The 14,818-nt window shown below is 64.2% G+C and carries 12 protein-coding genes; 4 read left to right on the top strand and 8 right to left on the bottom strand.

Annotated features, from left to right (window positions below; translation table 11 throughout):
* Positions 1-105: 105 nt before the first annotated feature.
* The 5 genes from P5W99_RS03025 to P5W99_RS03005 form a co-directional block, all read right to left on the bottom strand.
* On the bottom strand, positions 106-1,317 hold the full coding sequence (locus tag P5W99_RS03025; RefSeq protein ID WP_421042439.1) for a glycosyltransferase family 4 protein: 1,212 nt from the start codon (positions 1,315-1,317) through the stop codon (positions 106-108).
* On the bottom strand, positions 1,305-2,408 hold the full coding sequence (locus tag P5W99_RS03020) for a glycosyltransferase family 4 protein (protein WP_421042440.1): 1,104 nt from the start codon (positions 2,406-2,408) through the stop codon (positions 1,305-1,307). The genes P5W99_RS03025 and P5W99_RS03020 overlap by 13 nt, the downstream gene beginning before the upstream one ends.
* A gap of 320 nt (positions 2,409-2,728) precedes the next feature.
* Positions 2,729-4,969, bottom strand: coding sequence for a polysaccharide biosynthesis tyrosine autokinase (locus P5W99_RS03015; protein ID WP_421042441.1), 2,241 nt, complete (start codon positions 4,967-4,969; stop codon positions 2,729-2,731).
* Between the two features lie 56 nt (positions 4,970-5,025).
* On the bottom strand, positions 5,026-6,126 hold the full coding sequence (locus tag P5W99_RS03010) for a polysaccharide biosynthesis/export family protein (RefSeq protein ID WP_421042442.1): 1,101 nt from the start codon (positions 6,124-6,126) through the stop codon (positions 5,026-5,028).
* Positions 6,127-6,366: 240 nt separating this feature from the next.
* Positions 6,367-7,431, bottom strand: a complete 1,065-nt coding sequence (locus P5W99_RS03005) for a sugar transferase (RefSeq protein ID WP_421042443.1) — start codon at positions 7,429-7,431, stop codon at positions 6,367-6,369.
* Positions 7,432-8,028: 597 nt separating this feature from the next.
* Here P5W99_RS03005 and P5W99_RS03000 point away from each other — a divergent pair.
* Positions 8,029-9,312, top strand: coding sequence for a calcium-binding protein (locus P5W99_RS03000; RefSeq protein WP_421042444.1), 1,284 nt, complete (start codon positions 8,029-8,031; stop codon positions 9,310-9,312).
* Positions 9,313-9,326: 14 nt separating this feature from the next.
* Here the strand turns inward: P5W99_RS03000 and P5W99_RS02995 are convergent, their stop codons facing one another.
* Together P5W99_RS02995 and P5W99_RS02990 are read right to left on the bottom strand one after the other, a co-directional pair.
* Positions 9,327-10,361: a glycosyltransferase family 2 protein gene (locus tag P5W99_RS02995; RefSeq protein ID WP_421042445.1), complete on the bottom strand. Its 1,035-nt coding sequence runs from the start codon at positions 10,359-10,361 to the stop codon at positions 9,327-9,329.
* Between the two features lie 145 nt (positions 10,362-10,506).
* Positions 10,507-11,625: a PLP-dependent cysteine synthase family protein gene (locus P5W99_RS02990; protein WP_434661718.1), complete on the bottom strand. Its 1,119-nt coding sequence runs from the start codon at positions 11,623-11,625 to the stop codon at positions 10,507-10,509.
* A 182-nt stretch (positions 11,626-11,807) separates the two neighbouring features.
* Here P5W99_RS02990 and P5W99_RS02985 point away from each other — a divergent pair, with 182 nt between their 5' ends.
* Both P5W99_RS02985 and P5W99_RS02980 read left to right on the top strand, forming a co-directional pair.
* The gene (locus P5W99_RS02985; protein WP_421042447.1) at positions 11,808-12,914 is read left to right on the top strand and encodes an MraY family glycosyltransferase; all 1,107 of its coding nucleotides are present in this window, start codon (positions 11,808-11,810) and stop codon (positions 12,912-12,914) included.
* Positions 12,915-13,074: 160 nt separating this feature from the next.
* Entirely contained in the window at positions 13,075-13,209 is a 135-nt protein-coding gene (locus tag P5W99_RS02980; RefSeq protein WP_035526646.1) for an entericidin A/B family lipoprotein, read from the top strand.
* Positions 13,210-13,344: 135 nt separating this feature from the next.
* On the opposite strand, the gene P5W99_RS02975 is transcribed toward P5W99_RS02980, so the two are convergent.
* Entirely contained in the window at positions 13,345-14,010 is a 666-nt protein-coding gene (locus P5W99_RS02975; protein ID WP_421042448.1) for a pyridoxamine 5'-phosphate oxidase family protein, read from the bottom strand.
* Between the two features lie 290 nt (positions 14,011-14,300).
* Here P5W99_RS02975 and P5W99_RS02970 point away from each other — a divergent pair, with 290 nt between their 5' ends.
* Positions 14,301-14,753, top strand: a complete 453-nt coding sequence (locus tag P5W99_RS02970; RefSeq protein ID WP_421023180.1) for a host attachment protein — start codon at positions 14,301-14,303, stop codon at positions 14,751-14,753.
* Positions 14,754-14,818 lie beyond the last annotated feature (65 nt).

Raw genomic sequence — 14,818 nt, 5'->3', positions numbered from 1 at the left:
ATCCGCTGACGATGACTACGATTCCGAATATCGACAGTCCCACTTGCCTCGCCCCCATCCGACTGCACGCGCGTACGTGCGCAAACGCTCTCGTCTCGCGCTGCTTCAGGCAGAACGCCAACGCCGGGCCGGCGGCTCGCTGGGCGCCTCGTTGCCCTCCATTGCGCGCTCGACGACACTCAGGAATTCACGCCTGAAACGGTCCGCCGCAAAGCGCATGGCATTGCGGCGGCACACGTCCGGGCGGAACGGCTGATGCTGCTCGAAGCGCTCCACCGCATCGACAATCGATGCCACGTTCTGCTCGCCGAAAAAGAGCCCGGTACTGCGTTCCGGATCCGTCGAATCGATGACGATTTCCCGCACACCGCCACGGCCAAACGCAATGACCGGCGTCCCGCAGGCTTGCGCCTCGACCACCGAGATGCCGAAATCCTCTTCCGCCGCGAAGACAAACGCCCGTGCGCGCTGCATATAGTCGACCAGTACCGCATCCGGCTGATAGCCAAGCAGCGTCACGTTGCCCGCCGCCGCTGCACCGGCGCGCGCCAGATCGGGGCCTTCGCCGATCACCACGAGATGCCGCGAGGGCATTGCTGAGAACGCCTCGACGAGGAGCGGAACACGCTTGTACGGCACCATACGCGAGGCCGTGAGATAGAAGTCCTCATGCTGCGTGCGCAATTCGAACCGCTCGACGTCAACCGGTGGATAAACGACGACAGCTTCGCTGCCGTAGACCTTGCGGATGCGCCGCCCCACGAAGGCCGAATTGGCGATAAAGGCATCGACGCCATGCGCCGTGCGCTGATCCCAGATGCGCATGTAATGAAGCAGGGAGCGCGCGATCCAGCTCTTCACCCCGCGCTCGAGGCCGGCTTCGGCCAGATATTGATGCTGCAAATCCCAAGCGTAGCGAATGGGTGAATGCACGTAGCTCACATGAACCTGATCCGGGCCGGTCAACACGCCCTTGGCCACCGCGTGGCTCGAAGAAATCACCAGATCGTAGGACGAGAGATCGAACTGTTCGATCGCCAGCGGCATGAGCGGGAGATAGTTGCGAAACGCTCTGCGCGCACGAGGCAGATGCTGAATGAACGAGGTCGTCGCATGTTTTCCGCCCAATGCACTGCGCTGCGACTCGGGGAAAAAGTCAACGATACTGTAGAGATCGGCGTGCGGAAACAATTGAAGAATCTGCTCGACGACCTTCTCGGAGCCCGCGTAGGCGGTGAGCCAGTCGTGCACGAGCGCCACTCGTCCGAAACGGCGCGTGTCGTTCGCAAGCGGGGGAGCGAGGGTTACATTAGCCACGGCGAAATCTCCTCGATCAGTTTGACGACTGTGGCGCGCCAGGTCAGTTCCGCGGTCCGCGCACGACCACGCTCGCGCAGACTTGCACGCAACGCGGCGTCGCCCGTGATCCGTTCGAGCAGGTGCGCGAGCTCGGTTGGATCGTCTGGCGAGGTGTAGAGAATCGCATCGCCGCACGCCTCCTGCACCGCAGGCAAGCGCGAAGCGATGACGGGACAGCCGAGCGCCAGCGCCTCGACGGGCGGCAGCCCGAAGCCTTCGTAGCGCGACGGGTACACGAAACATGCTGCGCGCCTGTACAGCGCGGCCAACGCGCCATCGCTCACATAACCGAGGTGCTTCACGAACCCGGGCAGCGCATCCTGGCCACTGCCATAGACCCGTGAATCGCCCCCGCCCACGACCACGATGTCGAACTGCGCGTCGGGAATCAGGCGCGCAGCCTCGGCGACGAGTTGAAAATTCTTGTGTCGGTTGAGGCTTCCCACCGCGAGCACGAACGGACGCCCGTTCAGCGTAGGCGTGACTTCCGCTTCATCTTGTTGCACGCGCAACATATGTTCGCCGCTCTCAGGCACTACACCGATCTTTCCGACTGGAATCCGGTAAGCGTCGCATAGCTCGCGCCGCGAGAACTCCGACACGGTGATCACCCGCTGCGACACGCGGCCGAGGTGCGGCACCATCAGGCGGTACCAGGCCACGAAGGACCGACTGTAGCTGTCGGGAACGCGTGCTGGCGCCGCATCGTGCAGCACCGTCACCTGGCGCCTGCACAGCAGCGGCCCCGAATTGCATAGATTGAGCAGCAGCCTCCCGCGCGCTGCCTGCGGCAACGCGAACTGCTCCCAGCGCAGGCCGCCGCCTTTACCGCTCGCCCGAAGCCTGACATACCGAAACGGATTCACCATGCCTGCCACGGCTTCCGGCACGACGATTTCAGCCCGCACTTCGGCGACCAGCGGCTCGCGAGCCTCGAGCATCTGGTCAAGAGCACGAATCGTTTCGAAGGCAAAGCGATCGACCCCCGTCGCGCGGCGAGCGAGGAAACGGCCATTGATCAGCAGATTGGGAAAGCCTACGGGTTTCATCGACGGATTCCAGGACATCGTTCAGGCCCGGTCACCTTCCGCCCGCAAGGTCACCTTGCCAAAAACGACCGGACTAGACGGGCTCACATGATGCCAGTCATTGATCCAGAGTGTGACCGACGCGCATGAGTAAAAATGTTCGCCGCCGCGCATCCGACGTCAGTTTGCGAACCACGTTGCGCGGTCCTTGCACGGGTAGCGTTGGAGATCGCTCGGCGGTTGAATCCGGGAGATGAGCTAAAGCTCGGGAAATTTGCCGGCTGCACGGCTTGCGCCGCACAGCCGGTCAAATTCGTACTGCGACATAAATCCAGATGCGCTTACCGGTTCGCCGGCCCCATGTCCTTCGAAAACCCGTAGCTAGCGTAGCCGTACGTGCCGTACTGGTTGCCGTAGCGGCCAGGGCGCGATGTCATGTCGTTGAAGATCACGCCGCGAATCGGTACGCCAACCTGTTCCAGGCGGCGCACGGACTCGCGCAGATCGGCCACGCTCGTGGCGCCCTGGCGCGCGACCACGAACACCGTGCCCGCGAGCTTGCCGACGATCCCCGCATCCGCGACCGGCAAAATCGGCGGCGCGTCGATCAGCACGAGGTCGTATGCGTCATTGGCCCAAGCCACGAACTCCGTGAAACTGTCTTCGCGCAGCAGCTCGCTCGCATTGGTCACGTAGCCGCCCGTCGGGATGAAGTCGACGCCTGGCATGACTTCGCGGCGCACCGCGTCGCCGAAGTTCTGACTGCGGTCGACGATGTCCGTCACGCCGGGGGCGCTTGGCACACCGACGTGGCGGTTCAGCGAGCCACGCCGCAGATCGGCGTCGATCAACAGCACCCGCTTGCCAGATGCGCCAAACACCGCCGCCAGATTGACCGAGACGAACGACTTGCCCACCATGGGCGTCGGCCCCGCCAGCAGCACGACACGATTAGCCGCATCGGCCAGCGAATATTCGAGCGCACTGCGGAAGCTTCGCAGACTTTCAACCGCTGCATCGAACACGGCCGTACGTGCGAGCACCGTGTTTACGCCCGGAGCCGTGCGCGGCAGACGCCGCGTAAGGGATTGCTGGATGCGGCTGCGCGGCACAGCTGCATAAACGGCCAGGCCGGTGTGCACTTCAATTTCGTCCACCATGGACACGCCGCGGTTGAGCCGTTGACGCAGCAGCACGATGGCGGCACCGACAAAAAGGCCAGTGAAGAACGCCGCGACCACCAGAACGGCACGCTTGGGCCGAACGGGTTGTTCCCCTGGCACCGCAGCGTCGATCATGCGCACGTTCGACACGCGGCCGGCCTTTAGCAGACGCATCTGCTCGCGGTTGTTCAGCAGGTTCGTATAGATGTTCGTATCGACAGTCACTTCCCGCTGCAGGCGCACGAGGCCCTGCTCCACCGGCGGCAGCGCACGCGTCTGCCCCACAAGGTCGGCGAGCGACTTCTGCGCTTCGGCCAGTTGTCCGTCCACGGCGACCACGGCAGGATTGTCCGGCGTGAAGCGGGCCATCAACTGCGCGCGCTGCTGGCGCAGATCGGCGATGCGCTGCTGGGCGAGTGCCGAGCTTTGCAACAACGCCGTCGCTTCGGCGCCCAGATTCACCGCGCCATGCTGCGAGCGGAACGTGTTGTACTCGTTCTCGGCTTTCTCGAGCTGCGCCTTGAGCATCGGGAGTTGCTGGTCGAGAAAGGCAATGGACTTCTGCGCTTCCTCCTGCGTGCGCTGCGCGTTCTGCCGGATATATTCAGTGCCGATCGCGTTGAGAATGGTGCTGGTGAGGACCGGGTCGTCGCCTTCCAGCGCAACGCCTATAACATCCGATTCCTTGCCTTTTTCAGAAATCATCAGCGCGGTCTGCAAGGACTGGATTGCACGCAGTTCGGACAGGCGCATCAGATCAAAGGTCGTTCCTGGCTGCCCATCGATACGGTTCACCAGAAGATCGATCGCACCGCCCACAGCCTGCGCGTGAAGCGGTTCGCCCACACGCCCTTCGAGCCTGATGCTGCCGGAGGACAGTGTATAAGCGCCGTCGCCCTGATAAGTCAGGAGGAATGGGCTGCCGTACAGGCGATCCGGCACATCGAATTGCGTCACGTCGATGGCTTCGTCGGTCCACGCGTAACCGCCCCATCCCGACCATCCGTTCAGATTCAGATGTCGCGCGGCCCAGCGACCCACGAGCGGAAAATAGTGCGGCGTCGCGCGGATATAAAGTTTCGTCGCATTCACCGCCGACGATACGACCAGCCGCGAGCGCAACACTTCTATCTCTGCCGTGGCTGCGGTCTTCATCGCAAACTGCGCGGAAAGGTCGGCGAGTGCCGTTTTTGCAGGGTTCTGCCCTTCCTCCACCTGGATGAGCATGTCCGATTGGTAGACAGCGGGCGCCAGCAGCGCATACGTGCAGCCGATCAGCGTGAAGATCGCCGTCACGATCAGGATCGTCCGGCGTCCCGCGTACAGCACGTCGAGCAGATTGCTCATATGCCCGCCCTCGGGCGCCTGCGGTAAAACCACCTCGGCAGGGCCCTCAAGCATGTAATCGCGACGAATCATCTTTTCCTCTTTATACGGTGACGCGCTGCCGTGGCGGGCGCGCGTTCATGCCGCCATCAAAAACCCACCGCTCGGCTGGCCGCGGCGGCTTGGGTCGTGGGCAAAATCAGGCTGATGACGCGGCTCCACTTCACGAGCGCTGACGTATCGACGAAAACGACGTCGTTGGGCTTCAGATCAAACGAATCGGCCGTGGCCATCGCGGCGGCATTGCTGGCATCGAGATGAAAAACGACCGGCTTGCCGGTATCGCGACCACGCACGACATAAACCTGCGAGGCATCGCCCGACGCCTGATTGATCCCGCCCGCGTTGCCGAGCGCCTCGTTCAGTGACATATGTCCATTGTTGAAGACCACACCGCCGGGGCGTTCCACCTCGCCGACCACGAATACCTTGCTGTCCGTCTGCGCATAGACGCGCACGAGGTCGCCGTCGCGCAGAACGACGCGATCAGGATTGAAGCCCTTGCGAATCATGTCGGGCATGTCCACTTCCACGGTGGTGTCCCCACGTGTCACCGCGACATGCGAACGGTCGGCGTTGTTGGTGAATCCGCCCGCCCGGTTGATCGCCTCCGGCAAAGTCATGGGCCGGTCGTTGAGCACTTCCACGCCCGGCGTTTTGACTTCCCCATCCAGATAGACGCGTTTGCTGCGGTAGGTCTGGATGCGCACGGTGACTTGCGGCTCACGCACGTAGCGCGCGAGCTTCGCCGCAAGGACATCTCGCACGCCCATTTCCGAGAGACCCTCAACCTTCAATGGCCCTATATAGGCATACTGAATAAAGCCGTTGGTATCGACGGTATAGCCCGGAGCGACAGAACTGGCACCATTGGCGGCATCGGCGCCGCCACCCGCAAAAGGCAGGTTGAGCTCGGGATGGTCCCACACCACGATGCTGAGAATGTCCCCCGGACCGATCTCGTATGGCTTGGGCGTGGCAAAGAGCTTCTCCACATCGGCGGGAATGCCCTTGGGCCGCTGCTCGGCCTCTTTTTCCACTAGATGGCTCGTGATCTCTATGACCTGGCCGGGTGGCGCACCCACGACCCCCTTGGCCACCATGCTGTCCGGCACCTGCGAGCCGGATACCGTACTGGCCGTGGCTGCGGCACCGCCTGGTGGCGCACTGGCCGTCATGCCCGGCGCCAACGCGCAACCGCCCAACCCCGCGAGCGCCAGCCAGGCGACACACGCGGCCTGGCGCCGCAACATTGCCGACACTGCGCGATTGTGCGCAACGCACGCGGGAGCCACTCCGCTCGACTGCTTCGCATTCAGTCCCATTGCGATACTCCACATCCCGCTACATCCATCCCCGTTGCCCACACGCGGGGCGTTCCCGATGTTCCAGGAAGCCCGCATCCTTATCTGGCCGCGTCCTTACGCTGCTCAATACGCGCCGTGACCATGAATCACCACGAAGAAGGTCTTGAACAGAATTCCCATGTCCGTGCGGAAGGTCCAGTTTTTCACGTAGGAGACGTCCAGCAGTACCCGTGTCGCGTAGTCGATGTCATTGCGTCCGCTCACCTGCCACAGACCAGTGATCCCGGGCGTCACCATCAGGTAGTACTGGCTGGCCTCGCCGTAGCGCTCCAGTTCCTGATCGATAACCGGCCTCGGCCCGACAAAGCTCATTTCGCCGCGCAGCACGTTCCAGATTTGCGGCAGTTCGTCGAGGCTCGTGCGCCGCAGAAAGTGGCCGATCCGCGTCACACGCACGTCGTTCTTGAGCTTGAATTCGCGCTCCCATTCGGCACGCGCCTCGGGATCGTTCGCGAGTAGTTCCTTGAGCACCTGCTCCGAGTTGACGACCATAGACCGAAACTTCAGACAACGAAATGTCTTGCCGTGACGCCCCACGCGGGTATGCCCATACAACGCGGGCCCGCCGTCGAGCCTGACCAATAGCGCGATGACAAGAAGCACCGGCAAAAGTACGACGATGCCTGCCATCGCAGCGACGATGTCGAAGATCCGCTTCATCGCATGTCCAAGGACGGCACTGCGCACCGCACTGCGCGGTGCGATCTCGAGCGGCTCGCGGCGCCACCACGCACGCGTGAGCCGCAGCACGCTGAATTCCGCAAAGAACAGCGTGTGCGACGCCAGCAGGGCAATGCCGGTCGTCAGCGTCCAGTAGATGAACCACGGCAACGACAGCAGATGATCATGATGAATTGCGTAAAGCAGCACGAGCCCACAGAACTGCACGGCGAGCCAGGCGAGCGCCGTGCGGCCCGCAACGCTGAAAAGCGAACGACTGCCGCGCGAACCATAGGTCCCACAGGCCGGGAAAACCGACAAGGCGAGCGCTGCGCAGAACGCCACCAGCGTAGGGTCAGGGTGATGCACGGCACCTGCATGCGCAAAATTCGGGTTCAGGTGGACTGCGCCTACTGCGCCAAGCACAATCAGCGCGATGTCGATCGCGCGCTGCGTTAGTTCAGACATATCCCTACCCCAGTGCGAGTCGTATTCGTCAGACTGTCGTGGTCGGTCGCGATAGGCTGCTGCGAGAGAACGACCTGATAAGCCACAACAACACGATACGAAACGGGCACGCCGGGATCCGTGCGCAATCCCACCAACTTCGCACGATCGTGTTCAGATGCCTTGATGGTTGAATGCGCAGCGTATTCGCCACGTCAATTCTGAATACGAATGCGGTCCGCGCAGTAGCGTGCGAATCCGCAAGCGCGGCGCGCATATGCATTCATGCGTGCGCCCCTGTGTGCTTCTGTGCACGGGGGCCGGTCGCCAGCGGGAGATGGGTTGCAACTGAAATATGCGCATGACTTGTCATGCGCATCCGTTCGCGATCCCACACACGAGGACTCCAGGACACGTCAAAATGTCTGCGCCGCAGAAACAGCGGTTCAGCGACGCCCGCGTGAAGCAAGATGCTCGAAACCGGCAGTCGCACCACGCGAGGAATGCGCCGTGAAGGATTCCTTAGTAACTCGTTACAGCCTGCTTGCTCGCGCAGCCGTCCGGCATCGTTCCCGATACTCGTGCATCACCCGCTGGCGCTTGCAGCCTGGCACGCGCATGGCGCATGTTTTCGTGATCCTTGGCGCGCTCGCGTGCGCATCGTTGGCGCAGGGAAGCGATGCGATGCGCGTAATGCCCGCCGACGCTTTCCTCGACACGCTTGCCGTCAACACGCACGTCAATTACACGGACGGCGCCTACGCGAATGTGCAGAACATCGCCGACGATCTGGCGTGGCTGGGCATTCGTCATGTTCGCGACGCGTCGCCGGCCAGCGGAGCCGCGCCGTTCTCGAGCTATGTCTATCTCGCGCAGCGCGGCGTCAAATTCGACTTCCTCGTACATGGGGACATCACCGAGTCGATCGAACAAATCGCGCGCCTGAGCACAGCAGTGCCCGGCAGCATCGCGAGCGTCGAAGGCTTAAACGAGATCAATAACTGGCCGCCCACCTATCGCGGCCTTACCGGCACCCCCGCCGGACTCGCCGTCCAGCGCGAGATCTATACGCGCGTACACGCCAGCCCGGAACTCGCGGGCGTGAGCGTCTACGACCTCACTGGCTACGAAACCAGGCCGGTCGAGTCCCGCGCGAACGCCGCCGATTACGCGAACCAGCACTTCTATCCGCAAAACGGCGAACAGCCGTCCTACGAGGCAAACGGCGACAGGTGGCTGGGCAATGCCATCGACAGCGTCAAGAAGTTCCAACTGCCGATCGTGATTACCGAATTCGGATACTTCTCGATGCCCCAGTCTGGCTGGTACATGCTGGGTGTCGATGAGCCGACGCAGGCCAAAGGCATCCTCAATGGCTATATGGGCGCGGCGGCGGCAGGCGTGAAGCGGACCTATGTCTATGAACTCCTGGACCAGAAGCCCGATCCGCAGAAGAAAAACAACGAGATGCACTTCGGTCTTTTTCGCAACGACAACAGCCCGAAGCCCGTGGCTCACGCGATCCGCAATCTCACGTCGATTCTGCGGGCGGACGCCGTGCATCGGGCCAATGGGGCAGTGCCGGGCACATTGGCCTGGTCGCTATCTGGCATGCCGGTGTCGGCAAACAGTCTGCTGCTGCAGAAGAAGGACGGCCGCGTCGTGCTGGTACTGTGGAATGAAACGCGGATTTGGGATCGCGCGGCAGGCGCCCCGCTCACGAGCCCACCCGCGAATGTGGAAGTCGACTTTGGAGCGACAGCGAGCCGCGTCGACCTTTACGATCCGAGTGTATCGGCGGCACCGCTCGCCACCCACCGGGAGGTGCGCAAGCTCGGCGTGGCCGTACCCGATCACCCGGTCCTGCTCGAAGTAACCCTTGGTGGCCAGCCCCGCTCCTGAGCCTGGTCGCGACGTCAACGCTTCACGAAATTGCGCAGCGCGAAAAACGGCCGGTACACGCAGGGGCAGGCGGCGTAGAAGAACATGCGGACCTTGAAGCCCATCTTCACACCCGGCGCGCGCAGCATCAGTCCGAGCTTCGCGCCGAAGCCGCGCGCCGCGAACACGTCGCGCGCGTAGTGTTCGCGCGCGAGCTTGGGCACGAGCAGCGCGCGCATCGGCTCGCCAACGCCCGCAATCTGCGCATCGTGCTGAAACTGCTCCGACTCGACGAGGCCGAACGCCGTGGTGAGCTTCACGCGCGCAATGAACTGCTCGACGGTGCGATAGCGCCTCTTGCCCGAAAGCCCGCCGCGCCGGTAGCGCACGAGCGGCTCGCGCAGGCTGTGCGCGCCGCCCGACATGATCGCGCGAAACGTCATGATCTGGTCTTCGGCCATGGCGCCTGGCAGCATCGGCCCGAAGCGCTCGAACAGACGCCGCGACCATGCATGCGCCGCGCCCACCAGCCACGGGCGCTCGCGCGCCCAGTCGTCGAAATTCTTGTACTGGTCGAGATCGGTGGGCGCGATGCGGCCCGCCTGCCCCGCAGCGCTCTCGAACTCTTCGAGGTCGGAAGCGATGAGGTCCGGACGCCGCCCCAGCGCGTTCCAGCAATCGACGAGGCGCGCGCAGCGCTCGGGCACCGAGACGTCGTCGCCGGCGGTCACCACGAGCAGGTCGCCCTGGCTCATGGCGGCGAGCTTCGAGAGATGCGCGCTGATGCCCGCGTTCCGCTCATTGCGGTTGAGCACGAGCCGATGCGGGCCGCGATAATCGCGCACGGCCGCTTCGATGGCGGCCCACGTGCCGTCGGTCGAGCAATCGTCGGAGATCAGGATTTCCAGCGGCGACCAGGTCTGGGCCAGCGCACCGGCGATGGCGTCGGCCACCACATCCGCCTGGTTATAGGCAATCAGCAGCATCGAGACGAGCGGGCGCGAAGCGTCGTTCGCGCGTGGCTCGCTGCGTTCGGCGGGTCCTTGATCTTGCGAGTGATCCTGAGGCATCGGCAATGACGAGCCCGCGAGCGCGGGCGTATGAGTTTGAGCGCGGGGTTCGATCGCGCCCGCGATGGGCTTGCGGGGCTCCCGGGGCTCCCGCCCCGGCGCGGGCGCCATACTATCATGCGCGCGCCCCGCCTTTCGGCCCGCGCTACAGCCCGGCGGACTGCACCCCGCCTGCCACGCCCAAGGCGAACACCGGCTCGCCGTTCACGGCCCGCGCGATCCACCCCTCGGCGCTCGTGAGATCGATGCCCTGGGCCGCGAACCATGCGTCGTCGTAATAGGTCGACCGGTAGCGCTCGCCGCTGTCGCACAAGAGGCTCACGATCGAGCCCGACTCGCCGCGCGCCTTCATGCGCTCGGCCAGCCACAGCACGCCGACAAAGTTCGTTCCCGTCGAGCCGCCCACGCGCTTGCCGAGCCGCCCCGCCAGGTAACGCATGGCCGCGAACGAGAGCGCGTCGGGCACCTTCGCCATGGCGTCGATGCAGGTGGGAATGAACGAGCGCTCCACACGCGGGCGGCCGATGCCCTCCACGCGCGAGCCGGTGTCATGCGTGAGCCCGGCCTCGGGCCGCCCCGCCAGCACACTGCGGAAATAGTCGAAGAACACCGAGTTCTCGGGGTCGGCGCAAAGCACGCGCGTGAGGTGCCGCGTGTAGCGCACGTAGCGCCCGAGCGTGGCGATCGTGCCGCCGGTGCCGCCGCTCGATACGAGCCACGCCGGCACGGGATGCTCCTCGGCCGCCATCTGCCGGAAAATCGATTCGGCGATGTTGTTGTTGGCGCGCCAGTCGGTCGCGCGCTCGGCGTAGGTAAACTGATCCATAAAGTGGCCGCCCAGCGACTGCGCGATGCGGTGCGACTCCTCGTAGATCTCCGAGGCCTTGTTCACGAGATGGCAGCGCCCGCCGTAGAACTCGATCTCCTCGATCTTCTGGCGCGACGTGCTGGCCGGGATCACCGCGACGAACGGCAGCCCGAGCAAGCGCGCGAAGTAGGCTTCGGAAATCGCGGTCGAGCCGCTCGACGCCTCCACCACGGTGCTCTTCCCGTGAAGCCAGCCGTTGCACAGCGCGTAGAGAAACAGCGAGCGCGCGAGACGGTGCTTGAGGCTTCCGGTGGGATGGCTCGACTCGTCCTTCAAATAGAAGCGCAGAGCGGGATAGCCCGGCAGGTCGAGCGGCACGAGATGCGTATCGGCGGAGCGGTTGAAGTCCGCGTCGATCTTGCGGATCGCTTCGCGGACCCAGGCGGAATGGGGCATGGGCGGATCCCGTCAAATGAAGGTCCGGCCATCATGGCACAAGGGTGCGCGCCGGGTTTCGAAGCTGCGCGCGGCGAGCCGGCGCCACGCCCGCGCGCCTTCGGCACGGGCCGCGCACCGGACGCGCCCCGCCGCCTTTGTATAATCGTGGATTCCGTCTTCCTGCCCTGCGTTCACCTTTCATGCTTAGTTTCGCACTCGGCTTTCTTGTCTCGCTGCTGGTCACGCTGCTGATCGTGCGTTACGCGCATCTGCATGAAAAATTCTCCGTCGACTCCGACCTCGCCGGCGTGCAGAAATTCCACGCGCGACCCGTGCCGCGCATCGGCGGCACGGGCATCCTCGTCGGGCTCATCGTCGCGGCGGCGCAGCTGCATTTCACGTATCCGGCCGTGTCGGGCGGCATTCTCGGCATCGTCGCGTGCGGGCTGCCCGCGTTCGCGTCCGGGCTCGTCGAGGACCTCACGAAGAAAGTCTCGCCGCTCGCGCGCCTCGTCTGCACCATGGCCGCCGCCGCGCTCGCGTACTTCCTGCTCGACATCGCAGTCACCCGCATCAGCGTGCCGCCGCTCGACTTCCTGCTCTCGTACGCGGCCATTTCCTGCGCCATCACCGTGCTGGCCGTGGCGGCGCTCGCCAACGCGATCAACATCATCGACGGCTTCAACGGCCTCGCCTCGATGGTCGCGTTCATGATGTTCGCCTCGCTCGCCTACGTCGCGTTCCAGGTGCACGACGCGGTCGTGCTCTCGGCCTCGTTCATCATGATGGGCGCGGTGCTGGGCTTCTTCATCTGGAACTTCCCGGCCGGCCTGATCTTTCTCGGCGACGGCGGCGCATACTTCATCGGCTTCATGCTCGGCGAGCTGGCGATCCTGCTGGTGATGCGCAACCGCGACGTCTCGGCGTGGTACCCGGTGCTGCTCTTCATGTACCCGATCTTCGAGACCTGCTTCTCGATCTACCGGAAGAAGTTCGTGCGCGGCATGTCGCCGGGCATTCCCGACGGCGTGCACCTGCACATGCTCGTCTACAAGCGGCTGATGCGCTGGGCCGTCGGCGCGCGCACCGCGCGCGAACTCACGCGCCGCAACTCGCTCACTTCGCCGTATCTGTGGCTGCTATGCCTCGTGGCCGTGATTCCGGCCACGCTGTTCTGGCGCCACACGCTGCACCTGTTCTGCTTCGTGGTGGTGTTTGCGCTCACTTACGTCTGGCTCTATGTGAGCATCGTGCGGTTTCGCTCACCCAAGTGGCTCGTGGTGCGCAAGCATCAGCGGCGGATCTGAGCAAATAAGGGCAAATGCCGCGGAAATATGTGCTTACGCATACGTCCCCAGATCGCACGTACAATTCCGGCACGCGCCGCGCTGGCCCCGCCGGGCAAGCCCAGCGAGCGCCCGAACATTCGTCGTAATCCGTCGTCGTCAACATAAAAGGAAAACCAGAATGCGCCGCTATCTCGCGATTGCTCTCGCTCTCTTCACTGTCACGCTGGCCGCCTGCAACACCATGGCCGGCTTCGGCCAGGATCTTTCGAAGGGCGGCAACGCCATCACGAATTCGGCCGAAAAAGCCAAGTAAGCTCGCCTGACCGCCGGAACCGGCCGCCAACGACGCTTGAGCGATGTTTGCGGCCGGTTCCGTTCGTTTTGCCGAGTGCGTTTTTTGTGTACGTTTTTGCGTACGTTTTTGCGTACCTTGCAGCCCGTTTGACCCTCAGCCGCGCGCGAACTCCCGCAGCCGCGCCACTTCCGCCTCCAGTTCCCGCACGCGCGCCTCGCGCCGCTGCGCCGCCGTCTCCATCTCGCGGATCCGTTCATCGCGCCCGTCGAGCGCCGCCTTCACGTCCTGTGCGTCGAAACGCTGCGGAATATGCTGCGGGCAATTGCTGTCCCACGCCGTGACCGTAAAACGGATCGCCCGCTCGGCGCGCGCCTTGTAGCCCGCCGGCATGAGCCGCTGCACCAGCGCCGCATCCTCCACGACGCGCGCCTCGCCCCAGATCTTGATGCGCCTGCGCCGCGCGTAATCGATCAGGAACAGATACGCCTTCGGGTTGTCCGTCAAATTAGCAAGGGTGATGTATTGCTGATTGCCGATGAAGTCCGCGAACGCGATGGTGCGCGCGTCCAGCACCTGCAGGAAGCCTGCCGGACCGCCGCGATGCTGGATGTAGGGCTGGCCGTCGGCGTTCGCCGTGGCGAGGAACACGCTGCGCTGCGCCTCGATGAACGTGCTCACGTCGGGCGTGAGGTCGGTGCCGAAGCCGCGTTGCGCTTCCATGCGCGCATAGAGGTCGCGCGAGCCAAGGCGCGCCTGCATGGCCTTCACGGTGGGGGTGAACGCGACGTCGCTCGGATAGCGGATTGCGGACGTATTCATCTGCGGCTCCTTCGCTGCACACTCTGGAGCCTGCAAGATAGATCCTTCCGCAGGGAAACAGAATCCGGCATCGGCTGGAATCATCCTCCCAAAATCCGGAAAGACGCGGACATGCCGCAAACGTGCCGCCTCACCCACGCCGCGGCAGGAGGCGCGCCCGATGCGGCACTCGCCCATGTCGCGCCACCGCAAACCGCGAACGCGCTACCCTTGAAACTCGCGCCGCGCCGCGCGAGTCCACTCACCGCTTCGGCCATCCACTGCGCCGAGGCACTGGCAGGGAGACACGCATGTCGAACATGATCTGGGTCGTCGTCGCCAACCGCGTGACCGCGCGCATCTTCGCGACGGAAACCCCGCAAGGGGCCATCGAGGAAATCGAAACCCTGCTCCATCCGGAAGGCCGCGTGCGCGAGCAGAGCCTCGTGACCGACCGCTCGGGGCGCATCGAGCGCGCCACCGCCGGTCGCCAGCAGAGCGATCCCGACACCATGCACCACGAACACGAGACCAGCCTGTTCGCCTCGCAGGTCGCGACCACGCTGGGCCAGGCGCGCCACGCGGGCCGCTACGGCACGCTCGTGCTGGCCGCGCCGCCGGCGTTTCTCGGCGCGCTGCGCAAGGCGCTCGACGCGCAAACGCGCAGCCTCGTCACGCTTGAACTCGACAAGGACCTCGCGCTGCTCGACGCGCGCACGTTGCGCACGCATTTTCCGGAGCGCTTCGTACGGGCGCAGACCTGAGGCGCCTCTGCGGACGTCTGCGGACGTCTGCGGACGTCTGTGGACTTTGCGTGCCGGCTTCACTC

This window comes from Paraburkholderia sp. A3BS-1L (assembly GCF_051125215.1).
In the GTDB taxonomy this organism is placed as follows: domain Bacteria; phylum Pseudomonadota; class Gammaproteobacteria; order Burkholderiales; family Burkholderiaceae; genus Paraburkholderia.
This window is presented reverse-complemented; position numbering and strand designations above follow the sequence as displayed.